This is a genomic window from Microbulbifer sp. A4B17 (assembly GCF_003076275.1).
GTDB lineage: Bacteria > Pseudomonadota > Gammaproteobacteria > Pseudomonadales > Cellvibrionaceae > Microbulbifer.
On record NZ_CP029064.1, the window covers coordinates 2739132 to 2761132 of the forward strand.

The 22001-nt window shown below is 49.0% G+C and carries 25 protein-coding genes and 2 tRNA genes; 4 read left to right on the top strand and 23 right to left on the bottom strand.

Annotation, left to right across the window (positions count from 1 at the left end):
• Positions 1 to 45: 45 nt before the first annotated feature.
• A tRNA-Cys gene (locus BTJ40_RS12185) sits at positions 46 to 119 on the top strand.
• Positions 120 to 209: 90 nt separating this feature from the next.
• A tRNA-Leu gene (locus BTJ40_RS12190) sits at positions 210 to 296 on the top strand.
• A 279-nt stretch (positions 297 to 575) separates the two neighbouring features.
• Here BTJ40_RS12190 and BTJ40_RS12195 read toward each other — a convergent pair.
• The 16 genes from BTJ40_RS12195 to BTJ40_RS12275 all read right to left on the bottom strand — a co-directional run bounded on the left by BTJ40_RS12195 (position 576) and on the right by BTJ40_RS12275 (position 12332).
• Positions 576 to 773 (bottom strand): hypothetical protein, encoded by a 198-nt coding sequence (locus BTJ40_RS12195; protein ID WP_108733351.1) that lies wholly within the window; start codon positions 771 to 773, stop codon positions 576 to 578.
• 532 nt (positions 774 to 1305) lie between these two features.
• A complete protein-coding gene (locus BTJ40_RS12200; RefSeq protein WP_108733352.1) occupies positions 1306 to 3489 on the bottom strand; it encodes a hypothetical protein in 2184 nt (727 codons plus the stop codon).
• Positions 3490 to 4023 (bottom strand): hypothetical protein, encoded by a 534-nt coding sequence (locus tag BTJ40_RS12205; RefSeq protein ID WP_108733353.1) that lies wholly within the window; start codon positions 4021 to 4023, stop codon positions 3490 to 3492.
• A gap of 36 nt (positions 4024 to 4059) precedes the next feature.
• A complete protein-coding gene (locus BTJ40_RS12210) occupies positions 4060 to 4521 on the bottom strand; it encodes a hypothetical protein (protein ID WP_157954045.1) in 462 nt (153 codons plus the stop codon).
• 412 nt (positions 4522 to 4933) lie between these two features.
• The gene (locus BTJ40_RS12220) at positions 4934 to 5149 is read right to left on the bottom strand and encodes a hypothetical protein (protein WP_108733356.1); all 216 of its coding nucleotides are present in this window, start codon (positions 5147 to 5149) and stop codon (positions 4934 to 4936) included.
• 59 nt (positions 5150 to 5208) lie between these two features.
• Positions 5209 to 5748 (bottom strand): hypothetical protein, encoded by a 540-nt coding sequence (locus tag BTJ40_RS12225; protein WP_108733357.1) that lies wholly within the window; start codon positions 5746 to 5748, stop codon positions 5209 to 5211.
• A gap of 171 nt (positions 5749 to 5919) precedes the next feature.
• Positions 5920 to 6306, bottom strand: coding sequence for a hypothetical protein (locus BTJ40_RS12230; RefSeq protein WP_108733358.1), 387 nt, complete (start codon positions 6304 to 6306; stop codon positions 5920 to 5922).
• Between the two features lie 9 nt (positions 6307 to 6315).
• The gene (locus BTJ40_RS12235) at positions 6316 to 7626 is read right to left on the bottom strand and encodes a hypothetical protein (protein WP_108733359.1); all 1311 of its coding nucleotides are present in this window, start codon (positions 7624 to 7626) and stop codon (positions 6316 to 6318) included.
• A 279-nt stretch (positions 7627 to 7905) separates the two neighbouring features.
• On the bottom strand, positions 7906 to 8913 hold the full coding sequence (locus BTJ40_RS12240; protein ID WP_108733360.1) for a hypothetical protein: 1008 nt from the start codon (positions 8911 to 8913) through the stop codon (positions 7906 to 7908).
• A complete protein-coding gene (locus BTJ40_RS12245) occupies positions 8910 to 9290 on the bottom strand; it encodes a hypothetical protein (RefSeq protein WP_108733361.1) in 381 nt (126 codons plus the stop codon). The genes BTJ40_RS12240 and BTJ40_RS12245 overlap by 4 nt, the downstream gene beginning before the upstream one ends.
• Positions 9291 to 9299: 9 nt before the next feature.
• Complete coding sequence (locus BTJ40_RS12250) at positions 9300 to 9581, bottom strand: hypothetical protein (RefSeq protein WP_157954046.1); 282 nt, start codon at positions 9579 to 9581, stop codon at positions 9300 to 9302.
• Positions 9582 to 9814: 233 nt separating this feature from the next.
• Entirely contained in the window at positions 9815 to 10330 is a 516-nt protein-coding gene (locus BTJ40_RS12255; protein ID WP_108733363.1) for a terminase small subunit protein, read from the bottom strand.
• Positions 10330 to 10593 carry a hypothetical protein gene (locus BTJ40_RS12260; RefSeq protein ID WP_108733364.1) on the bottom strand — a complete coding sequence of 88 codons (264 nt, stop codon included), beginning with the start codon at positions 10591 to 10593 and terminating at the stop codon, positions 10330 to 10332. Before BTJ40_RS12260 ends, BTJ40_RS12255 begins: the two co-directional genes overlap by 1 nt.
• Positions 10590 to 10958 (bottom strand): 3TM-type holin, encoded by a 369-nt coding sequence (locus tag BTJ40_RS12265; protein ID WP_108733365.1) that lies wholly within the window; start codon positions 10956 to 10958, stop codon positions 10590 to 10592. Before BTJ40_RS12265 ends, BTJ40_RS12260 begins: the two co-directional genes overlap by 4 nt.
• The gene (locus tag BTJ40_RS12270; protein WP_108733366.1) at positions 10955 to 11347 is read right to left on the bottom strand and encodes a DUF5675 family protein; all 393 of its coding nucleotides are present in this window, start codon (positions 11345 to 11347) and stop codon (positions 10955 to 10957) included. Before BTJ40_RS12270 ends, BTJ40_RS12265 begins: the two co-directional genes overlap by 4 nt.
• Positions 11348 to 11567: 220 nt before the next feature.
• Complete coding sequence (locus BTJ40_RS12275; RefSeq protein ID WP_108733367.1) at positions 11568 to 12332, bottom strand: ABC transporter substrate-binding protein; 765 nt, start codon at positions 12330 to 12332, stop codon at positions 11568 to 11570.
• A 256-nt stretch (positions 12333 to 12588) separates the two neighbouring features.
• On the opposite strand from BTJ40_RS12275, the gene BTJ40_RS12280 reads away from it, so the two are divergent.
• A complete protein-coding gene (locus BTJ40_RS12280; RefSeq protein WP_108733368.1) occupies positions 12589 to 12945 on the top strand; it encodes a RidA family protein in 357 nt (118 codons plus the stop codon).
• Between the two features lie 104 nt (positions 12946 to 13049).
• Here BTJ40_RS12280 and BTJ40_RS12285 read toward each other — a convergent pair whose 3' ends face one another.
• The 3 genes from BTJ40_RS12285 to BTJ40_RS12295 all read right to left on the bottom strand — a co-directional run bounded on the left by BTJ40_RS12285 (position 13050) and on the right by BTJ40_RS12295 (position 16042).
• On the bottom strand, positions 13050 to 13562 hold the full coding sequence (locus tag BTJ40_RS12285; RefSeq protein WP_108733369.1) for a hypothetical protein: 513 nt from the start codon (positions 13560 to 13562) through the stop codon (positions 13050 to 13052).
• A 237-nt stretch (positions 13563 to 13799) separates the two neighbouring features.
• A complete protein-coding gene (locus BTJ40_RS12290; protein WP_108733370.1) occupies positions 13800 to 14495 on the bottom strand; it encodes a YopT-type cysteine protease domain-containing protein in 696 nt (231 codons plus the stop codon).
• A 380-nt stretch (positions 14496 to 14875) separates the two neighbouring features.
• Positions 14876 to 16042, bottom strand: coding sequence for a dipeptidase (locus tag BTJ40_RS12295; RefSeq protein WP_192879330.1), 1167 nt, complete (start codon positions 16040 to 16042; stop codon positions 14876 to 14878).
• 138 nt (positions 16043 to 16180) lie between these two features.
• Between BTJ40_RS12295 and BTJ40_RS12300 the strand changes: the two genes are divergently transcribed.
• Positions 16181 to 16729 (top strand): LEA type 2 family protein, encoded by a 549-nt coding sequence (locus BTJ40_RS12300; RefSeq protein WP_108733371.1) that lies wholly within the window; start codon positions 16181 to 16183, stop codon positions 16727 to 16729.
• A gap of 29 nt (positions 16730 to 16758) precedes the next feature.
• On the opposite strand, the gene BTJ40_RS12305 is transcribed toward BTJ40_RS12300, so the two are convergent.
• The 4 genes from BTJ40_RS12305 to BTJ40_RS12320 all read right to left on the bottom strand — a co-directional run bounded on the left by BTJ40_RS12305 (position 16759) and on the right by BTJ40_RS12320 (position 21805).
• Complete coding sequence (locus BTJ40_RS12305) at positions 16759 to 18468, bottom strand: sulfatase-like hydrolase/transferase (protein WP_108733372.1); 1710 nt, start codon at positions 18466 to 18468, stop codon at positions 16759 to 16761.
• A 158-nt stretch (positions 18469 to 18626) separates the two neighbouring features.
• A complete protein-coding gene (pgsA, locus tag BTJ40_RS12310; protein WP_108733373.1) occupies positions 18627 to 19190 on the bottom strand; it encodes a CDP-diacylglycerol--glycerol-3-phosphate 3-phosphatidyltransferase in 564 nt (187 codons plus the stop codon).
• A 101-nt stretch (positions 19191 to 19291) separates the two neighbouring features.
• On the bottom strand, positions 19292 to 21106 hold the full coding sequence (uvrC, locus tag BTJ40_RS12315; protein WP_108733374.1) for an excinuclease ABC subunit UvrC: 1815 nt from the start codon (positions 21104 to 21106) through the stop codon (positions 19292 to 19294).
• 45 nt (positions 21107 to 21151) lie between these two features.
• A complete protein-coding gene (locus tag BTJ40_RS12320) occupies positions 21152 to 21805 on the bottom strand; it encodes a response regulator (protein ID WP_108733375.1) in 654 nt (217 codons plus the stop codon).
• Between the last annotated feature and the right edge of the window lie 196 nt (positions 21806 to 22001).

The window sequence follows — 22001 nt, forward strand, 5'->3', positions numbered from 1 at the left end:
AGATAGAATTCGCAGCGTTCTTTTCCGCCAAAGGCGGATGAAAAAGGCTAGGTGGCAGAGTGGTCATGCAGCGGACTGCAACTCCGTGTACGCCGGTTCGATTCCGACCCTAGCCTCCATTTTTCTCTTCATTGCAGTATCCTGTTGAATGCAATGAAAGTGAGAATGAAGGGCAACTTTTAAACATCGCCCTCTCTCGCAAAGGATCTGCCCGGGTGGTGGAATTGGTAGACACAGGAGACTTAAAATCTCCCGGCTTCACGGCCGTGCCGGTTCAAGTCCGGCCCCGGGCACCACTAGATCCTTAAAAATCAAGAAGTTACAGACCTTTTGGTGCAAATTTGGTGCACTAACTTCCCCTTCCCTCATGCGACACAAACCCCAGTGGTAAATATTTTTTCTTAAGCGAAAAAGATAGAGCTCCCACTTTCAACACTTATAGTATCCACTTCATGCGATGATATCACCCCGTACTACGCAAGGGGCAGCTCTGCTCTTAAGTGAACACTGTATTTTCATACAGTACATGCAAGTAGGTAATGATTAGGCGGGGAGCAACATGAGCCCCTACACCTTTACCCTAACAACGCTCGAAGCTGCTCCTGCTTCTCTGTAAGAGTATTTAGCTCATCCACTAAACAGTTAACAGCCCCACCCAGATGGTTGGCTTGCGCTATAAGGATATCCTTGATTTTTGGATCAGCGGTATCAGCAGTCATATGTATTGTGTCCAGGTAAGCTTGTATCTCAGCTTGAAGCTCTATAAATGCCATTACTATCAACTCCTTCTTTCTGTTGGGTGCAGGTCGTCATACTGCCAGTCCCAATAATGCATGTGCGCCCTGAGCACCCTGGTTAGAAGGGGTGCTCATGTACTTCAGCCTCCTTTTTGGCTGGGCACTTAACGGCACGAGAGTAACTTATCAGAATACTGTATGTTCATACAGCACCATCTATATTGGCCGCTCTCATGTAGCCGCCCTTTCGACCATTAAATTGTGTCCCAAGCGGGCCTGCTTGTTCAAGTTTGCAAGACAGATAATAACTCTAAGAAAGCGAGTGGCAACCATGTTCATACGCGCTACAACGTGGCGTATTGGAGAATTTTTCCCTTCAAATCAATTAAATAGTGAATTTTTATAAAACGGCGAAATTGAAGTAATACACTAGGGATTGAACAGACTTGCGGCACCTTCAACCAAATTTACAGCCAGAAAGTGCTGCTACTATCGCATGTGTATGTTTTTTAATAACAGGAGAATGTGAGACCGAATAGAGAGGTCTAGCAGCTAATACGCCATGGCCTTAGTTGGTGGCGAGGACCCCCTGATTACGGAGTTCGTCGTCCTCGCTCAACAGTAAAGCCGGCGCTGCCCCGGAGGGTGCCGGTGCACCACCCAGTAAAGCACCAAGCAAGGTGGCGGTATCATTGGACACAGTGAAATCACCCTCAGCCAGGCCGTTCTTTTTCAGTTCTCGCCAACGGCGGCTCTTGCTTACGCTCTCTGCTCCCTCACGCATAAAGGGTAACCATTGAGCAATAATGTCGACCTTATCTACCAGCGCGCTCATCGGCCCGGCTAAGTGGTATTCAGAGCCTGAGAAGTTTTTCTTGCGCACATCCTCCTGAAGCTTTCGAAGCTCGCCGGCAAATTTATTCCAACGGCCCACCTCAGACTTATCGAACAATACCCGCAGATTACTCTCATTATTCTTTAACTGGTCGGACAGCCGGTTAATATAATTACCCTTGGATAGCTGCAGACTTCCATCTTCTGCCACCTTAAAAGCTGGGCCGAAAATATTCATAAAGGCAGACTGCCGCAGGGCTCCAAATTCAGGGGAGTCTTCACCGAATAACCGTTTGAAGTCCTCAACAATAGCTGCGCCCTGCTTCTTTCCGGTACCGCCGATAATTTTGTTTACCACCTCCTCAGGTGTGCTACGGCCGTTCACAACATCATTAATGATGCGGGTGCGGACTGTTGGCTTGCCGTCCTTGTGGGTGTCTTTAACTATCTGCATGTAATCGCGATTCAGGCGGCGAGCTTCTTTTAAGGCGTCCAGCTGCTCGGGTGAGCCAAAGAACTTTCCACTCCCCACAGCCTCATCAAGCCAGCTATCATATTGACGGCGCACTTGCCCCAGCAGCGCCTGGTCAGCAGAACCTGGAGCGGCAGCCCGCTCAGCCGCAGAAATTCGACGGCGCAGGCTCTCAAAGTTATCCAGGATTTCCATCTTGTTCGTAGCAACTGTTAGCGCGCCGGGCAGGTCTGAGGATTTTTCGCCGCGCAGAGCTGCTTGCAGCTCCTCATACAACCCATAGGCGTTGGGCGTTTCAGTCTTGCTCGCCAGCTTAATGTCACCATTGAAACCCTGATAAGCCGCACCCAGCCCCTCTTGCATTACCGAGCCCTCAGCCATCATCGGGCCATTCTCTTTGGCAATATCATCCACTCTGGTGTAAGCGTCGGACTTAGCCTGCTTGGCATTCTCTACTTTTGAAAGAATGCCGTCATAGAGCAGCTCCGAGCTACTTGCGAGTGAACTGGCTCCCTCAGTTGGCCCCAGGCTATCCAACTGGCTCTGCGCTACCCTGCCAAGCTGACGCTCGCGGAAATCAGTAAATCGATTAACTGCCTGTTCAGCGTTACTGCCATAGACGCCAGCAGCGGCTTCATTCTGTTTGCGCCATAGGTCAAAGTTGCCAGTCTCAATGCCTTGCTGTTCAGCCCGGGTTTTCGGCACCCAGTCCTCAGGCATATCGACATTTTCAAGAACACCCACCAGTCTATCCCCAGAGAAGTCAGCGCCCTCGTTCAGCTCATTCACCGCCTTTAGAACAGCTTCATCCGACAGTTGGGCCGGGTCTACTCCGAGCCTAGATAGTTCTGCTTTTACATTCTCCGGAGTAGCCTTTTTGACTCGAGCTGCACCTTTTGCAAGGCCAACACTGAGCGCTTCCAATATTGCCATTGGTATAGTGGTGGCGCCAGCGGACAATACCGGGCTCTCAGTGGTGTTATAGGTCACGTCGCCCAGGCCTGTTTCGACATACTCCAATGCCTCGCCGACAGGCTCGATATAACCGGCTATAGTATTTAGCTTATCCTTGCCTATATCTGTGCGCGGCTCATAAGTAAGAAAATCGCGAGTTGCCTCTACAGCGCGAGAGCCTGCCCCCTGTGTAGCCCAAGGGTTTAATGATTGGGCAATACCTGCGAGGCCGGAAATTGGCTCAGCCATAATCGACGAACCTACCGCACCCAATACTTCAAACTCACCAATTGAATTGTCCACGAGCTGCTCAACAGCGCCTGGCTGATTAAGACCCGCAGGGTCCGGCAGCGTGTAGTCAATCTTATTGGCGAACTCACCAAACTCCATGTCACTGTAATACGACTGATGCAGGCTGCGTGCCAAAGCCTCGTCACTCATATCCGAATATTCGGGGTATTGCTTACGGATTTCTGCGATAGTTAAAGCCATTTATCGAATCCCCAGCGGGTCTTTATCTGTATTAGCGGCATCAGCTGCTGCCTCGGGACCATCACGTTCAATATCTTCGAAATCGATACCAAGTTTCGCCCGAACAATTCGATCGACCATTTCAAGCTTGGCCTTACGGGCTTCTGGGTGGTCCTTCCGTGTTGGAATCATGTTTAGCAGCAGCTCTTGGTCTTTATCGGTGAAAACGCCTTCACCAGCCTCACGGAATAGAGATTTGAGAATTGGAGCCATTGCAGAAACAGCACCATCAGCCGTTTGGGCCTCTGAGGTCAACGCCGGGAGTGAACCTGTAAACGGATTGGTTGTAGTTCCCTCCATCCCTTTAGATAAGCCTTCCATTCCAGCCTGATACGCCTTGTAAGTTTTGGCGTTAAGCGCTGCAGTTTTTTTAGCCTCAGAATTATTCTTTAAATCAATCTCGCCTTTTTTGTTCTTTATACGCTGGTCATAAATCTTCTGAAGCTGCTCATCCGATAAGAGCTCTACTGGAGTGTTGCCGCCAGTGGTTGTCAAAAGCTGGTCATCTACCTTATGTACTTTGGGATCAAATCAAACACCTAAGTCACGCACCTCAGTCGAGCCATCAAGGTTTTTAACTGCAATTCCATAGTTGCCATTAGCAAGCGCCAAAGGAGAGCCAACGGTTTCAGGAACGCCCATCCCTTGCTGCTCCATCATTGCCCGCTTTGGATTAATATCACTTACCTCAGAATTAAGCCGGGTATTCTGCTCCTGGAGGGCGGCAACCCTGCTGTTGAAACTACTAAATGCTGCGCTTGGGTCTTGGCCGTGATAGCCCATATTCATAACGGCCAACATCCGACCAATCCCGCCAAGCTTGTCTTTTTTCATAGCCTCTACTTGGCTATCGTTCTCGATAATCTGCTGCTGGTGGCGGTCTACTTCTGGCGAGAATGGGTTACCTTCATCGATTAAGGGGGACTGTTTTAGCCCGACAAAAACTGAATCCAGGACGCCTTGCGGCTCCCCCATTATTAATACTGGTCGCATAATTCAACCTATTTATTGACTGAATGAAATTGGATTATTTGAATCACCTGTTGCAAAAAAGGTGAAAAGCATGGGTAAAACATGGACTGTTGTTTTGGCACTATTAACGGGGTGTGCGACCCAAGCAGATATAGACACTTGGAGAGGAGCTTCACTAACTGACCTGGTTCTCACATACGGAGCGCCAAGCTCTAGGACGGAACTGGATAGTGGCGAGTATGTTGTCGAGTTCTCACACTCGCAGACCGTCCCCGTGAATTCTTATACTGACGCAACAGGAACCCACCTCACCGGAGGGGGCACATACCATTGCAGGCTGTGGTTTGTTCTAGACGAAACAAACCGAGTAAAAAGTGGAAGCTCCAGAGGTAATATTGGAGGATGCAATAAACTCATCAAGGCCCGCGAATAGCTAGCCCATGATTGATCCAATCCCCTGCATAAACCCACCCATAGCCCCAAGAGGAGAGCCGCTCTGGGCCTGGGTGGACTGATTAAGCACAATCGGGGAACCGATAGAGCCCTGGTACAACTGCAAGTTCTGCCAGGGTGCCATTGCCACCTGCTGCATGTAGTTCTGCATGGCGTTACCACCCTGCCCCATCATGCTTACGCCGCCCGCGTCCATGTTGTAGGCGTTACCGAATCCAGTATTTAAGACTGTCTAAAAATCCCATATTTCACCTATTAGAAGAGGCTGAGAATGCCTTTGATTAGTGGGTCTTCCTTCAATCCATCTTCAAACGCTTTGCCAGCGTTGGAGAAATCCAGAGAGCCAAGATTTGCCATTGATTCAACCATACTCCCAGAGCCTGGAACTGCATCGTTGAGGTCATCTTTCCAGCGGTAGGTGGCGTCCTGCTCGAACACCTTTCCGCCGAGCAGGTCCAGGGCGTAGCCCTTATCATCCTCATCGCGATAACCGCCATCCCTGGCTTCATGCTCGTTAATGGCAATGATTGCGGCCATGGCTGCCATTGAGCCCGCTGATGCAATCCAGCTAGAACCACCTGCTGCACCACTGCCGGCGCCAGTACTTGCGGTGCTGCTTGCTGTACTGCCTGCCCCAGATGCGCCACCACCTGCAAATTTGTTGTACAAGCTCATGGCCTGCATTGGGTTAATGCTGGATTGTTGTTGGGTTTGGGGTTGTTGAATTAGAGATGGTGCCGGGTTGTACTGGGTTTCCCAGTCGGGCATGTAGGGGTTATAGCCGTAATTGGTCATTTTGGGTCACGTAATATTGCGTAAACTTTAGGCCTAAATATTTGGTAATTCCTTCTCATGGATAGAGATAAGAGTCGGGGCTAGGCTGGTTTCAGTCACCTTGTTTTTACCTAGACTCCATTTGAGCAGTAAGGAACTCCCAAAGATAAAATGCTGTCAAGGTGACCTTAATCAACCACTAGGAATCGCCATTGCTGCAATAGAGCTATGCACCGCTAGGCGATTCGCCACTTCAACAATGCAGTCAGATACAAGACCAGCAGCTTCATCAACAACATTCACAGTCTGGCCCGCATCGGTGGTTAATGTCTTAGTTGTCACGTACACCGTATCCATAGAATCGCCCGCCGCATCGGTCTGCACATTGTTCTGACTGTCGATTACGGCAATAACACACTTGAGCACTGCAACTGCCTGGGCTTCGGCGTTCGCAGATTCTGTTTTTTGAGTGATCGTTGCTCGCACAATGGTGCCGGCGCTACGGCCATCGTCGATGGTGTAGGCAAATTGCCAAGAATCTAAATCTGGCACACCATCTAAAGCGGAAAAACTAGGCACATTAGCCTCCTAAGGTTTGTAATCAATATTGTGGGTGATTACCCGGTGCTCGGGGTCTACGCCGGCAGCAAATGAGATTCCGCCCACGGAGATTTTGTAGACGGTGCGCAGGCCTACACATTCGACGCTAACGACTTTTTCCCAGGTTAGCGGGTCGCTGCAATGCATTGCTCCCAACTCAACGCCAGCGCAATCCTGGGCCAAGTAGACGCGCCCCCGCTGGTCCGTAACTGGGGTTTCTCTACTACATACAACCCGAGCCCCACTCTCCATCGTCAGGCGTACGCAGGGCACACTGTCCTGGGGTTTAACGGCTTGGATCGGTGCAAGGTGGGTATTGGAGTCACCCACATCCCAGCACTCAATCAGGTCGCCGGGCTGGCAGTTATCTGCCAATAGGCCTTCGCGCAGCCAGGTTCCAGCGGCAACACACCAGGGGTTTGTTGGCGTGGTGGTGTCGCCGCCATCTGCTGGCGTGGTGATTGTTCCTACCGGTCGGCGCGCTCTTTCTGCTGCAAGCTTTGAGATATCGGTGACCGCGTAATAGGTTGAGCTACCGCCTGAGTAACCCTCATCATCAGCGTAGATGTAATAAGTGGTTGAAAAGTTGAGCCCGGTGATTGACCCACTGTTATAGCTAACGGTAAAACCAGCGTACTGAACCGTGTGCGAGGCGGTTGAGATTTTCGCAGACGATCCGTTATCTAAAGCGGATAGCACATTGCTACTGGTTGGCAGACTGGCAATGCTGCTCATGTTTTGCGGCAAGCCGCGCTGGTCAAACACCATACCGGTTTCTGGGTCGGTATAATTTCCGCTTGGTCTAGAGAAAGCGCTGGGCTCTGTTTGATTCCCTATCGCCTCCTCTATCATCAGGCAGTCGAAACGCAGATATTCCCCAGCATTTAAATTAATGGCAGCCACACGCAAATAAGCGTAACCGGTGCCGGTTGCCGTTACAGTCCAGGCTTTTCGAGTTTCAAAAGAATTGCCGTAAGCTTGATAGGCGGAGTAGCCGAAATCAACAGAGCCGTCATCTGCGTCCCGCAACCCAAAGCGAACATCAATTGTTTGAGACAATGTGCGAGACCAGGCGGAAATAATATAGGTTTTACCCTCTTCCACCTTAAAGACTCGCTGGCCATCGTAGTGGCGAAAGTTGAACCACATTCCCTCACCGGTTGAGCCGGTAAAATCGGCGTGCAAGCAGCGTGGACTTGGTGGGCTGGTGACGGTAGCAATTGACAAGCTATAGCGCGTACCGCCGTGGAATGGCGGCAGCGCATAACCCGAAAATACCGACAGGCTTGCCGGGAGCAAGTTGGTGCCCTTCCGCTGCTCGTTCCGCAATTTTGTTCAACAGCGTTTGGCGCTGCTCGTGAACGTCTGTCCAGGCTGTATCCCAGCCATCTCGGTTAATCGGAGTGTTTTGAGTCGCATCACTCCAAACCGGGTCAAACCCATCTAAATAGTTTCTATCCCGCCCTGCTCGGCAATAATTTGGCTATACTCGCGAATTACCTGCAGCTTTTCGGTCGGGTGTAGTATGTCGTCTGCCGCAATATCACTGAGATCTGCCGTCGCTCCATCTGCGGTAGATTATGCTGCATTTGCTAGTTGCTGCAGTACGGAGGCTATTTTGTTTAACAGCCCCTGCCTACTGACGTAGACTGTTTGCCACCAGCTATTCCATGTGCTCCGGGTGATAGGTGTTGTGCTATGGGTGGCGTTCCATGTGGGCGTAAGCCCCAACAAATAATTAGTTAATGCCGTGACAGCATCTGTATAGCTATTCTTTTCTGTAGAAATTCCGAGGGCTGAAGCCTGATTTTCTATTCCCGTCTGCTCGTTAATTAATTCGTTATACTCGCGGTTCGCTCCAATTTTTTCTGAAGGATGCAACTGGCTATCAGCAGAAATATTCTCCAAATCCTGAATTGCATCATCAGCCTCAGCTTGAGCATCATCTGCAGCTAGCTGGGCATTATCTGCCGTCGCTTGAGCGGTGACTGCAGCAAGACTAGCGCCATTGGCCGTACTCTGTGAACTATCTGCTAACTGTTTAAGAATTGCGGAGATTGTATTTAATAGTATCTGCCTCTGTTCGTAAACATACTCCCAATTACTATTCCAAATACTCCGACTGACAGTTGTGGTTAAGGTGGTGTCATTCCAGTTGGGGCTCAACCCTCCCAGATAATTAGTCAGTGCGGTGACGGCATTCGCGTAGTTATCTTTTTCTGTCGTGACCCCAAGAGCGACCGCCTGGTTAACAATTCCAGCCTGCTCACTGGTCAGCTCATTATATTCACGGATAACAGTGAGCTTTTCGTTTGGGTGTAACTGACCATCCGCAGAAATGTTATCGAGGTCCGCGAGCGCCACATCAGCGTCCGACTGTGCATCAGCTGCGGCCTGCGCTGCGCTGTTGGCTTGATCTTTGGCATCATTGGCTACGCCCCCAGCTTGGTCGGCAGTGCTTTGGGCGGTTGCCGCATCTGTCTCGACGCGAGTGTATAGCTGCTCGATGGACATAAATTCGCGGCGGACAAACTGCCATAATTCAGGAAGTGTGCGCGGCAGTCCTGGCCCCGTTCTATAGCTCATCGTCCATCCACCTGTAGTAAATCCAGGTCCCACCGGGTTAATCGCCAAAAACCATCATCAATTGATTCAATACGAATAGCGAGATAGCGGGCTTTTACCCGGCAATCCACTTTTAGCCCCGTTGCAATATCAAAGGTTCGCGGCTGCCTCCAGCGTACTGCACCCATCGGAGTATCAGAGCCGCCGATAGTTATTCGCACCTGGCCAGAGCCTTCTATTTGCGGGACTATTTGCCGAATCAGTTTCCAGCGCTTGGAGGGGGCTTTAATAAATTGGTCGAGGTCAATTCCAGTTCGTTCAAGATAAACCGCTTCAGTTCCGTTGGTGGTGGCGAGATAGTCGGCCTCCATTAGTTGGCCGTCAGTGAAGTAGTACATAACCGGGTATTATGTCGTCTCTGACATATCGCCCCAGCTCTGGACTAATTCTTTCCAGCTCAGCCCCGCCAGCTCATCCCAGGTAATTATCTTCCCTTGCTTTGGTGCGAATACAGCGCAAGCAACATTTGGCAAGTCGACAAAAGTGAAGGTGTTATCAAGCCAGTTATAAACCAAAGCACGATTTGCTGGGCCGGTCGTGTTAGTTGAGTAATAAACCCACACCTCTTTGGTTTTATGGTTGGCAATGCAGCGCACCTTATCCCGCTGCGTCAGCTCGCCGTAAAACATTTTATTTACACGACGGTGAGCTATTGGCCGAGGCGTTAGCATAATTAAATGTGATTCCCGGCCACCAATCTGGGTACTCACCAATTAGGTGACTTGCAACTTGGTAGGCTTCAGACGCAGTCTTCCCTACCCTATTTGCGGCCATTAGCAGACATTGCTTGTGAGTTTGAAAGGCGCTATACCACCGCAGCTGCCAGTCATACGGCCTGAAGTAATGCCGCTTGTTGTACTTCTTATGTTCCTTGACCGTCTGCAGGGCTTGAGCCAGTCGTATCTTCTCCGCTGGGGTCAATTCCATGCTCCTGCAAAATTGCGTTGGCTTGGTCGATGGTCATGCTGATACCACCGCTATGCTCAGTCTTCTGGTCAATGTCGAGCTTCTGCCCGCACTTCTTGGGCTTGAGCTTTTCCATTAGCCACTTGCGTGTATCAACTCGAAGTCGAGAACGCTGGATGTTCTCGGGGTTAAGCACCTCCTCTACTGAACAGTCTCTTGCCTGTCGATCCATGTAGTCATTGGAGCTATCGTCGGCTATCTCCAGTAGCTCTTCAGCCATGACAAAAGTTGAGACCTCTTTCGCCTGTGCGTACTGGTCGCAAAACTCTGAGTTAGTGGCCAGCCAGCGTATAACTGTGGACTTATCAGGCATACCTTCATACGTGCGCACTTCACGTAAACTCAGCCCTTCAGCGAGCAAAGTGCAGATAGATACTGCAATCTCTTTGGAATACAGAGTTGGCCTTGCCATTAATCCGCTCTCTCAATCAACTGCTCTAGCTTGCTATCAATACGCTGGAGCCGTGTTCTGATTTCGTCTTTGAATTCAGCTATGTGTTTTTGCTCCAGGGCACGCATAGCTGATTCGTGCTTGATTGCTTGTGCGTTCTCCCCTACCCGCTTCTCTACATCTGAGCCCCAAGTAAACAAACCAGCTGCCAAAAGTATGATGCTGGCTATCTGAGTGATAGAGATGCTTTTGCTAAGGTGCCAGTGCTCTGCTTGTTGAGTCATGATTGCTTCCAAGACTTAGCTGCTTTCTCAGCGCTGCGCCCCACGACATAACCACCGAGGCCGATTTTTACTATCTCCAGCAGGGCCAGGGTTTGGTCCTCGCTTAGGTTTTCGGCTGTCCACCCTACCCAATGGGCAACAATCAGCCCGACGAACGTAAGCATTGTTACTGGCCGCCAATTTCTCTGTAGCCATGACTCCCCTGATGCCTCTGCTGTGATTACTTGGGTGGCCGATTGCAGTTCTGCCATATCCATCGCAATCAGCTGCGAATCAACCTGAGCTTTTAAGCGGTTGGCTTCTGTCTTATCCGGGAAAGCCTTATCAATGACCTTGCCGAATAGATTTGATATGGCTGTAATCATGGGTATTCCGGTATGTAGTGGGTGACACTTAATTCGAACTCTGGCGGCAGCATGTCCCTTAACTCCTGCATGGCCTTACGTGATTGAACTACCCACCAACCGCCAGGGGCTTGAGCTGAGCCAATACCAATACAGCCTTGAACATCAGAGGCATAGTTAGCTGTATGAATAATGATTTTTGAGCGGCCCGGAACTTCCTGCAGCTCCCATACGTTGGGGTATTTGGCAGAACTGTACGAATCACACCGATAAACCCCCTCCGGTATACAGCTCTCGAATGGCTTATTACCCAGCCATGGGCGTTCTACGGTATAGAAAGTACGATCACCGACACGCAGCCGGCCCAGAGTTGCTTCTGAGCCATAAGCAAATCGCGTTAATGTGAGCATGATTGTCTCGGGTGAGTCTCAAATTTCAGGCATAAAAAAACCGGCTGGGGGGCCGGTTTAAGAAAGGATGATCGGTCGCTGCGCATACAACTCGACAGCTTGCCTAATATTACCCTTTTGACGGCTATCTGTCAATAAATACAGGCTGTATATATATACAAATTAGAAATTGGCGCGCCAGAAAATCCTGAAAGCCCCTAATACTATCTAGGTTCCCAGCTCATTTGCAGATATTCGCCTTTTCCGGAATGCCATACTTCCTAAGAAGTCTTGCATATTCACCTGTAGAACAAAGACGAGTCAGCCCTTTATTGAACTCATCCCTGGTCTTTTCATCTTTAAATGCCATTTTAAATTTAGAAACTGGCAAAAAGACCTTGTGAGTATCCACCTCATCCATAGAGTGTCCCTGGTTCATGGAGAAGTGAGCAAAAATATTCTTATCGATAATGGCTATCGAATCTTTGTTCTTCCAGAAATCCCGAACCTGATCTCGTGAATCTTGTATCTCGACATAATTCTTGCTACCCGCTCCTCCAGGGGAGAAGAGGCGCTCAAACTCTGGCCCTAGGTCCAGGTGAGCTCCTTTCCAGGCAATGACATGGTGCCCTACAAGATCGTTCACATTATCTATTTTAATATCTTCACTCTTTCGACTAATTGCGTAATTGACAAATCCAACATAGTTATTTGAGAAATAATGGCCACCCGTCTCGCCATGGTCATACACATTTGTCTCCGCATCTGCCATGCCATTTTTAATAGCATCTTGAATCTCCCCCCAACCCATTTGTAAGAATTTTATTGAATATCCAGGCAATGCCAGCTGGATTATTTCGACCTCGAGCCCGCTCTTTGCGTTATCAGCAACATAAGGAGGCGCATCATTAGCTATAGCAACTTTTAATTCCGACGCATTAGCGAATAAAGGTAACCCAAGCAGTAATGGGAATAAGACTAGCAGCTTTAAGGTCTTGTTTCGCATAGTAAAACTCCTTAACAGCAGGAAATTCTTAACGCTTAAATAGCAGGTTAGGACAAAACTTAGATTCTATGTAAAACTATGATGTCGAATATAGTCAACTTTAACTGTAAATAATGCTTAATAATTAAGGCGCCAACAACCAGAGCTAATTGATATAATAAAAAATTGTACCTAATCAACTAAAAGGAAAAGGGCCTCTCCACATTTCTGCTAAAGCCCATCTCGTATCTTGTTGCCCACTTCTATACTGAATTCAATGATTTGGCATAGTGTCTTAACACTAGCTACCGATTTTTTGCCACTTTTGCCACCTCCTGAAATTCCCATCTTCGGAAGTAGCGGAGCCAAAATTAAGCGGTTAGCCCAAGGGGGATTCTCTGCGGAGACCAAACAGACTCTAGACAATATAAAGCAAACTCTGGAGCGCTACGACTACGAAATGAAAGATGTTGTTAAATGCACGGTCATTTTAACAGATATCAAGAGTTCCCCTGAATTCAACAACATCTACCGGAAGGCTTTTGCCTCCCCCTACCCTGCAAGGACTACTTTTGCAGTGGAGTCCCTAGCGCTGGACGCCCAAGTTGAAATTGAGTGCATCGCTGCAAAGTAGCTATTAGTTGAGATCTGAGGTGGTAAAATCATCCACCTCGAATAGTTCGCGTTTAATTCCGAAGGTGTTTGAGGCAAGCCATATAGCGCCTTCATCAAGGCTGATTAGCCACGCGTAAGCTCAATTGTTTCCAAAATTCTTTTAAAACTCTCTGTTATCCTGGCCATATCTTCATTCGTGGAATTAACAATAAGCCAATAAGCATCTTTCCTTCCAACAACAAGGCTCAACATTTGAACGGATTTATCGCCTTCACTAAACCATTCTACAGTCTTGTAGCTCACCTTTAATCCTGACTTTGTTGTCAGCTCCCCTTCATTTGAAATTTTTACCTTTTTTCGGCCCGAAGACTTCTGAAATTCCTTTAATATCATTCGCCAATATAGTTCATGCTTCTGCCCTCCTCGCTCACGATCAGTAACAACCAGGTAGTCCAGCTCATCGCCATTCCAGATCAGAAGAATTTCTTCATCAGGGCTATAATCAGGCACAACCTGAAAAGTTAGATCCATCTCTGAAGGTGGGTTAACTTTAATATACTCTGCAATTTTCAGCTCTTCCGCTTGAGACGTGTAGGAAGTAATACAAAACAATACAGTAATGAATATCCGCTTCACCAAATTTACCCTAAACAAATGTAAAACCACACCGTATATCTATGACAATACAGTTACCTACTATGAGCTTAATTATTATAAATAAAGGAATCAACTTCTTTGCGCACGGAGCCACTCATTTGTGATTACATAATACATCCGTAACTCTGACACTCCCTCGCAAATGGTACGATATAAATAACACAGGGTCGCCTAAGCGACCCTGTGATATCTCGACAATAAAACAACCCTATTTACTTATCTAAAAGTTGAAATCATCCAGCTTCCACCAGCAGTGCCCATCGCCACGTATATCAAAGCCAGCTGATGTAATTCGGCCTTAAAGCGGTTGTATCCGTTAAATACAAAGGAACCAAAATTGGGGTCAAAAAGTCTCCAGGTATTACCATTCTGTACTTGAATTGCAATTGCATGACCACTGTTGGGGCCCAGGAATCCTATCAATGCAAAGCCTTGATTAAGGCGCGCCATCCCCTGCCGTATCCATCGTAAAAATGTGGAGAAAGGCTCAAATGGATTCAACTGATGCCCACGGGCGATACAGTGCTCGATATACCCATCTGCCCGACAAACCGTCCTTAACCCTGACGATATACCCATCACATTTCCCTGGATCTGCTGCTGCGCGGAAATCGCCCTTTGCATAGTATAGATTGGCTGACCAAAGGTGGTGGTCGACCCGCCAACAGCCCTTAAAAACATACCTGGAGTTGCTCTGTTAAGGGCGTTTCCAATTCCTGTTTTGTGGTAACGCTGTTGCAGTCCTGCCTGGAGGTGCATATTTATATGGCCGCCGGGTTGCAAGCCGAGTCTCACCCACATGTAGGATAATGCGTAACAAACTCCGCGCCTTACATCATTGTGGACACCGGGTTGGATGTAATTTGCTTGATCCAATAGAAATTCTGTTTCTGTTAGTTTCGGATTGAACATGGAGGTCTCCCTATTCTTTAGAGATAGTGGACTTTTGCCTATCCGCGGTATCGCGGCCCATGTTCTATTTTTCTCACCTACAACTTTATCTCTATCAATTTTCTTACTGCTTTTTTAGCTTTAAGTCATTTTCAAAAGTAAACCGGAATTTGATTACAGGAAATTTCAACTAGATTTACGAAATTTCAGATCAAAATATGACGCAAATTTATAGCTTAAATTATGTTTGGATTAGTGCAGAATATATATTTCCTATTAACTATATAGGAATATCGCGCTTACAATGAACAAACTCACCAGAACAGTGATTTATCAAATACCAGCGCTACTCCATCAGCTGGGAAGATTGTGGAACCTGTATTTAATCTTCATATGTAAAATCAACTGGGAAGTTGAGTAAGAAAGAAATCTCTCAGGTTCTCCCCCATCACTTTGCGGATCTCTTCTTCAGTAAATCCCTGGCGAAGCATTTCATCGGTAAGCACCCCCAGCTCACTCACGTCAAATGCCACTGTCACACTGCCATCATAGTCCGAACCCAGTGCGACATGATCCACGCCCAGTATATCAATGGCATAACGAATGGATTTAACAATACTCTCAGGGCTTGTATCGCAGACAGCACCGGGCCAGAAACCAATCCCGATTAAACCTCCCTTATTAGCTATCTCCTTCATTACCTCGTCACTGATATTCCGAGGCGATTTGCATGCCCCCTGAAGTCCTGTGTGAGAAACAATTACTGGACGCTCGACAATATCCAATACTTCACGTACTACCTGTTCGGAGGAGTGAGCGACATCAATTATAATGGAGCGCCTTTCCATTTCTTGCACTGCCTCTCGGCCAAATGCACTCAAGCCTCGCCCGCTTTCTCCATGCAGAGAGCCCCCCAGCTCATTGTCGAAAAAATGTTGTAACCCCATCACCCGGAAACCGGCATCATAAAGATGGCCTATATTTTCAATATTCCCTTCCAGGGGGTGAGCGCCTTCAGTACCCAGCAATGCGGCCAAAACCTCTCCGCCCCGCTCCCTTTCCACAAGCACCTCTCGCAAATCTGCTGCACTTTTGACGATACGGACTTCATCTGGCGCGGAGGCCTGCAGGGCTTTAACACGCTCGGCGTGATAAAGCGCCCGCTCATACAGACTGCGCCAAGTTCTTACTGGCCATGCTTGTGCGATTGCTAGCAAAGTTATGTTGTCACCCGCTTTACTAGAGTTTTTTTTGTAATTTAAACCCCGCGGAGACTTGGTAACTGATGTGAAAACCTGAATGCCCAGATTGCCTTCTCGAGCTCGAGGAAGGTCCAAATGGCCATAGTCGGCTCGTTTTCGCAGATCTCTAGCCCATAGGAAACTATCTGCGTGTAAGTCACCTACCAATAAGGTTTGGTGCAATGCTTTACCTTCAGGTGACAGCGCTGTAATTTTACCCGGCTCAACTTTGTTCATCGATTTTTCAATAGCCGGGAGTAAAAGCCATCTCCAGCTGGCGAACAATATCACTACTACTGTTGTCAGAAGAATCAGCCATTTACTCATTAATTGTCTCCAATAGTGTGAGGCCACTTGGATGTCTGAACAAAGACAAGAGTTCTCTTCAGCCCATCTGGATAAGAGAATGAAGCAAATGGAAAGGTTGCTCAACAACCAAGTAGAAGAAATGGAGCTGCGAAGGTGATGCAACAACAATATGCTGCCTACCCCGCGCCCACTAAAATAGAAAAAAACCAAGGACAAGCAGTGATCAAGCTTTTGCGACTGAACTTATTAGTATTGTTAGCTCTATTTATAGGCGGTTGTGCCGTTCTATCTCCCAACTTTCAAAAGCCTGAGGTTGAGATTGTCGGGCTGGAGCCGCTTCCTCCTGCAGCCGGCAGCGACCTCCGCTTTAGAATCCACTTGCGTATCTTTAACCCAAACAACCAGGAGCTTCCTCTAACCGGGCTCTACTACAAGCTCAGTCTTGCCGGCCATAAAGTGATGACGGGAACCTCAAATAACCTGTTGCCGATTGCCCCTTATGGCCAGGATGACATCTCCGTAGATGCTACTGCCAGTTGGATGGGCTCTCTGTTCGCTGTAGCAGAGTTAGCTCATAGAGGACAGCGATCGGTACCCTATGAACTTCAAGCAAAGATTGGCTTGAGTACATCTATAGTACCCTCTATTACAGTGCAACGCAGTGGTGAAGTCCGGCTGGATCAGGACCTGAACCTCTACCACTAGTTAAAGCTTCCCGCTTTTATTTTCGCAGTTCAATGTCCCCAGTCGCCGACCTTGTCGGCACCGGGGATCTGATACTCAAGATAGTCTTCAACGGTGAATGGCATCTCACTGATGACGGCGCGCACGCGTTCACCAATAGCCTGTGTCTCAGGGCGCGCATTGGCCAATCCTGTATAGGGTATGCCTTTGCCGCTTGCTACGTCCGGGTATTTACGTTTGAACAAACGATGGCGGGCCACCATATGATTGAACTGGCCCTGGGTATGAATTAACGGCACCAACTGCGGGGACTCCTCCCTGGGGTCCATATACAGATCGTAATAGGCCTCCGGCATTCCTGACGCTGCCACCTCCCCCGCTCCCAACCAATGCCTCTTGTACCGCCCCTTTACTGTTGCACCCAATTCCTTGCCGGTATAAATAAATACATAATCCCGACGGCCATGGGTATCGCCGTTTAAAAAAAGAGCGGCCTGATCGAGGCCGTCAACGACGCGATCCGTGGGAATAGCATCAGTTGCTCTACCGAGGCGAGCAAAAGTCGTATACAGATCAGTGACATGGATAATATCCCCTACCGTTTGTCCCCCTTCAATAGTTCCTGGCCACCAGGCAAAAGCAGGTACTCGAACGCCGCCCTCGGTGAAATCCCCCTTGCCACCCCGATACAACATGGGCAGCATACCCCACCCCGCCGGCGGACTGTGAACCATAGGACCGTTATCCGCCATTGCAACGAACAAGGTATTTTCAGCAAGCCCTAAGCTTTTCAGCTCTTGCATCAGTGCCCCAACAAAGTCGTCCATTGCCGGGAAAGCATCGGCAACCATCAGCCCGGCCACCGACCGCTTGGGGTTATACATCGCCATGAAATTAAGGAGGTTGGGCCAGTAGGCAACGAAAAACGGTTTCTTCTGCTCCGCACTGCGGCGAATAAACGCCAGCGTTCTCTTTTCTGCTTCTGGATCAAACTTAGCGAAGCACTCATTGGATGTTCCGCACCATTCCCGCCCAGGTTGTCCCTTTTTCCCTTCAATATTCATTACCCAGCCAGCGGGAATCAGACCAGGGCTGTCCAACTGGTAGGGATCAGGTGGATAGATTTCTGGAAACATACCCAGCACCCCATTGGCCACATTTGCCTGAGGGTTATACAGGGACGTGATCTGGTTCATCGGGGTGAACAGCGCCTCATCAAAACCCTGATTATGCAAATAGCTCTCTTCGATATCTCCAAGGTGTCCCTTGCCGAAAAAGCCCGTCGCATAACCTGCTTGCGAAAGCACCTCAGCAATGGTGACCTCTTCCGCACGCAAGCCGGAAAACTCATGGGGCATACCTACTTCACCCATGCCATAGCGCACCGGTAGCCGTCCGGTGAGTACAGCTGCACGTGTTGGTGTACAGGAGGGCTCAGTGTACATACGGGTAAAATTGATACCTTCCGCCGCCATCTGGTTTAAGTTTGGCGTTGAGTAGCCAAAGTTCTTTTGCAATGCAGGAAAGCCGACAGCTCCAAATGCAGTGTCATCCCAAAGCAGGAATACAATATTCGGAGGCTGTCCATATTTCTGCCGCAACTGCTGTAAGCGTTGCTCAACTTCCGCATCCTCTTGATCCCAACGATCGCCGTTTTGCATCTTGAGAATATAAAACTCGGCATCGTGTACAACTTGCCCCTCGACATTGAGAGTGATGCAAAGCAGCCAGATCATAATCAGGTGGCTTTTGACGGGCATGAGATTCCTATAGATCGCAGAAAAGTATCTAACAATTTAGAGGAGCGCAGAGATCTGGAAAAGGAAGAGCGAGTTGAAGCGGGGTAAAGAGCGCCTCGTTTTCCAGCAAATGCCAGAGTCGAGGCGCCAATTTTAAGAGAGGAGCTGGCTCCTTCTATCTACTTATCCTGGCTGTCAGCCATAAGGGCCGGCCATGCGGCACGTATATACATCACCATGGTCCACAAGGTGAGGCCGGCAGCAATATAGAGAAGCAGGTATCCGATAGTTTCCATCACCGGAAACTCTCTAACATCGAAGGCGAGCAAAACAAGAATTGCTGCCATCTGTGCAGTAGTTTTGACTTTGCCTACGTAGGAAACGGCAACACTGCTGCGCTGCCCCAACTCAGCCATCCACTCCCGCAGTCCTGAGACCGCAATCTCTCGACAGATGATCACCGCGGCTGCAATCGCAAATAGCGGGTTGTCATGCAGCCCCACCAGCAAGACCAATGCAGTAGCCACCATTAGCTTATCGGCAACCGGGTCTAGAAAGGCCCCTAGTGCGGTACTCTGATTCAATTTTCTGGCGAGATAGCCATCAAGCCAATCGGTAATTGCGGCAACTGCAAAAATTGCAGCAGAAGCAATGTAACTCCACTTGTACGGCAAATAGAAAACCAAAACAAAAAATGGGATCAAGGCAACACGTAACAGTGTCAGTTGATTGGCGATTGTCATACTTTTCTCTATTCTTGCGGAGGGCGTACGTTATCAAGCCATCGCGCAAAATGAAACGCTTTGAAAAAAACTGGCCATTTAATCGCCAGCTCATTCCTGTTCTACTCGTGGTGTAGTGCCGAGTATATATCCTGAGCCAATTTACGGCTGATACCATCCACGCTGGCAATCTCTATTACTGTTGCGCGCTTTAGCTCCTGCAAACCTCCGAAATGTCGCAGCAGCGCCCTGCGGCGGGTGGGCCCTACTCCAGCAATACCTTCCAGTGGGGACTCCCTGCGTTTTTTATCCCGTTTTGCCCTGTGGCCAGCGATAGCAAAGCGGTGCGCTTCGTCTCGCACCTGTTGAATTAAGTGCAGCGCTGATGAATCGGCGGAGAGTACAAGCTCTTTGTTACTGGAAACCACATGTAATGTTTCAAAGCCTGCTTTTCGTGTAGTTCCTTTGGCAACACCAATAATTTGCACTCCAACGATGCCCAGCTCATTCAGAGCTTCTACCGCTTGTGTAACCTGGCCCTTCCCGCCGTCGATCAACAGGATATTGGGGAACTTGCCCTCGCCACCGGAAAGGCGGGTATAGCGCCGCTTTAGCGCCTGCCCCATTGCCGCATAATCATCGCCCGCCTGGATACCCTCAATATTGAATCGGCGATAATCCGACTTCACCGGGCCGCCGGTATCAAATACAACACAGGACGCAACCGTGGCCTCACCGGAAGAGTGGCTGATATCAAAGCACTCGAGCCTCTCTGGGAGCTGCTCCAGTTCAAGTACTTCCTGGAGCTTCTCGAAACGGCTGTAGAGTTTTTGCTGGGCTGCAGTTCGACTGCTCAAATTCTGTTGCGCTGCTTGTTGCGCCATCTCAATCCAGGTGGCCCGCTTGCCACGCAACTTATGGGTGATACAGACATCGCGACCACACTGCTCGCTAAGAGCCTGTTGAAGTGGCTCGAGATCCTGTAAGGCCTCTGAAACCAGAATCTCACGGGGGATTTCACGGGGACTGCCCAGGTAAAACTGCGGGACAAATGCGGAAAGTAACTCCGGTGCTGTCAGCCCCAAGCGTTCACTGGGAAAGTAACTGCGACTACCCAGGATTCGTCCCTGCCTGACGAACAGAACGTGTACACAACTGCTGCCGCCCTCACAGGCAATTCCCAGTACATCCACATCTCCACTCGCGCCTTCTGCAACCTGGTCCGCCTGTAAGCGTCTCAGTGCAGAAATCTGGTCCCGCAGTCTCGCGGCTTTTTCAAATTCCAGCGCCCGGGATGCCTCGTCCATTTGATCCGCCAACTCTCGAATAATGCTGTCACTTTTACCAGTGAGAAACATTTCCGCATGGCGGACATCCTGGCGGTAGTCTTCTGGGGAAATAAAATCGACACAGGGGGCAGTGCAACGCTCTATCTGGTATTGAAGACAAGGCCTTGAGCGGTTGCGAAAAACACTATCTTCACAAGAACGGATTCGAAAAGTTTTCTGTAAAAAATTCAGACTATCGCGAACTGATGATGCATTTGGAAAGGGCCCGAAGTATCTACCCTTCTTGCGCTTGGCGCCGCGATGAAAAGCGATGCGGGGAGAAGTATCATTACTTGAAAGAAAGATATAAGGATACCCCTTATCATCCTTCAGCATCACATTGTATGGAGGCCGCTGGGACTTGATCAGGCTTTGCTCAAGAACCAGCGCTTCGGTTTCACTGCGCGTCACAGTGACTTCGATATGTCTAATGCGCTGCACCAGCGCCATTGTTTTTGTCGTAAGCCCTGAGCTGCGAAAATAACTCGATAGACGATTGCGGAGGTTCTTCGCCTTTCCCACGTAGAGAATTTTATTTTCGGCGTCGAACATCTGATAGACGCCGGGCTTACGAGTTACCGTCGCGAGGAAACGCTTGCTGTCGAACATCTGGCAACCGGCCTCAATATATTGGAAAGATCAGCCACTTTTCAATTAAAGTGCAGCTTCTGGATCGAGAATCTGATGTTTAACCGCGAGAATTGTCAACTCCACATCACTATTAATATCCAATTTCTCAAAAATCCTATAGCGATAACTATTCACTGTTTTAGGGCTGACCGAAAGAGACTTTGCAATCTCAGCAACCTTGGCGCCATTGACAATCATATCTGCTGTCTGCAACTCCCTTTTGGATAGTTTCTCAAATGGAGATTGCTGCTCATCCTGGCCACTGACACTGCGCATTGCCATTTTGGTTGCCATGGAATTACTGATAAACACACCACCTGAAACAACAGTGCGTATCGCGCGGACCATTTCTTCAAGGTCCGCTCCCTTGGTGACATATCCCATAGCCCCAGCCTGCATCAAACGGCCAGGGAACAAATCATCATCGAGTGCACTTACCGCTATAACCTTCACCCCAGGGCACCGCTGAAGTAGTTTTCTTGTCGCTTCCAGGCCACCCATACCCGGCATTTTCACATCCATCAGAATGACATCAACTTCGCACCGGCGAACAAACTCCAGAGCTTCCTCGCCACAATTTGCCTCTCCGGCGACTTCTATATCCTCAACATCACCCAGCATGCGCGAAATGCCCATTCGCACAAGATCGTGATCATCCACCACTAAGACTTTGATCAAGTTATCCCCAACTACGGATAAGTGCAGTGGCTACGCCGCGTGTACATCCCCTACGCACGAGCTCTGTGAACTGCGTTCTTCTTTTTTGCTCACGGTGAAACTACCCCGTGTAGGTCCCCCCCGGAACCCAATCGCAACATACCAGACAAAAACCCTACTGCAAAGCAGAAGCACCGTTTCAAATTCTGCCGATCAG

Coding starts and splice junctions, on each gene's coding strand:
- BTJ40_RS12300 (WP_108733371.1), top strand. CDS start 16,181: ATGCAACAACAATATGCTGCCTACCCCGCGCCCACTAAAATAGAAAAA.
- BTJ40_RS12245 (WP_108733361.1), bottom strand. CDS start 9,290: ATGTACTACTTCACTGACGGCCAACTAATGGAGGCCGACTATCTCGCC.
- BTJ40_RS12200 (WP_108733352.1), bottom strand. CDS start 3,489: ATGGCTTTAACTATCGCAGAAATCCGTAAGCAATACCCCGAATATTCG.
- BTJ40_RS12305 (WP_108733372.1), bottom strand. CDS start 18,468: ATGCCCGTCAAAAGCCACCTGATTATGATCTGGCTGCTTTGCATCACT.
- BTJ40_RS12210 (WP_157954045.1), bottom strand. CDS start 4,521: ATGCGACCAGTATTAATAATGGGGGAGCCGCAAGGCGTCCTGGATTCA.
- pgsA (WP_108733373.1), bottom strand. CDS start 19,190: ATGACAATCGCCAATCAACTGACACTGTTACGTGTTGCCTTGATCCCA.
- BTJ40_RS12255 (WP_108733363.1), bottom strand. CDS start 10,330: ATGGCAAGGCCAACTCTGTATTCCAAAGAGATTGCAGTATCTATCTGC.
- BTJ40_RS12280 (WP_108733368.1), top strand. CDS start 12,589: ATGATTTGGCATAGTGTCTTAACACTAGCTACCGATTTTTTGCCACTT.
- BTJ40_RS12270 (WP_108733366.1), bottom strand. CDS start 11,347: ATGCTCACATTAACGCGATTTGCTTATGGCTCAGAAGCAACTCTGGGC.
- BTJ40_RS12260 (WP_108733364.1), bottom strand. CDS start 10,593: ATGACTCAACAAGCAGAGCACTGGCACCTTAGCAAAAGCATCTCTATC.
- BTJ40_RS12265 (WP_108733365.1), bottom strand. CDS start 10,958: ATGATTACAGCCATATCAAATCTATTCGGCAAGGTCATTGATAAGGCT.
- BTJ40_RS12225 (WP_108733357.1), bottom strand. CDS start 5,748: ATGACCAATTACGGCTATAACCCCTACATGCCCGACTGGGAAACCCAG.
- BTJ40_RS12295 (WP_192879330.1), bottom strand. CDS start 16,042: ATGAGTAAATGGCTGATTCTTCTGACAACAGTAGTAGTGATATTGTTC.
- BTJ40_RS12250 (WP_157954046.1), bottom strand. CDS start 9,581: ATGTTTTACGGCGAGCTGACGCAGCGGGATAAGGTGCGCTGCATTGCC.
- BTJ40_RS12195 (WP_108733351.1), bottom strand. CDS start 773: ATGGCATTTATAGAGCTTCAAGCTGAGATACAAGCTTACCTGGACACA.
- BTJ40_RS12240 (WP_108733360.1), bottom strand. CDS start 8,913: ATGAGCTATAGAACGGGGCCAGGACTGCCGCGCACACTTCCTGAATTA.
- BTJ40_RS12220 (WP_108733356.1), bottom strand. CDS start 5,149: ATGGACGCGGGCGGCGTAAGCATGATGGGGCAGGGTGGTAACGCCATG.
- BTJ40_RS12290 (WP_108733370.1), bottom strand. CDS start 14,495: ATGTTCAATCCGAAACTAACAGAAACAGAATTTCTATTGGATCAAGCA.
- BTJ40_RS12275 (WP_108733367.1), bottom strand. CDS start 12,332: ATGCGAAACAAGACCTTAAAGCTGCTAGTCTTATTCCCATTACTGCTT.
- uvrC (WP_108733374.1), bottom strand. CDS start 21,106: ATGTTCGACAGCAAGCGTTTCCTCGCGACGGTAACTCGTAAGCCCGGC.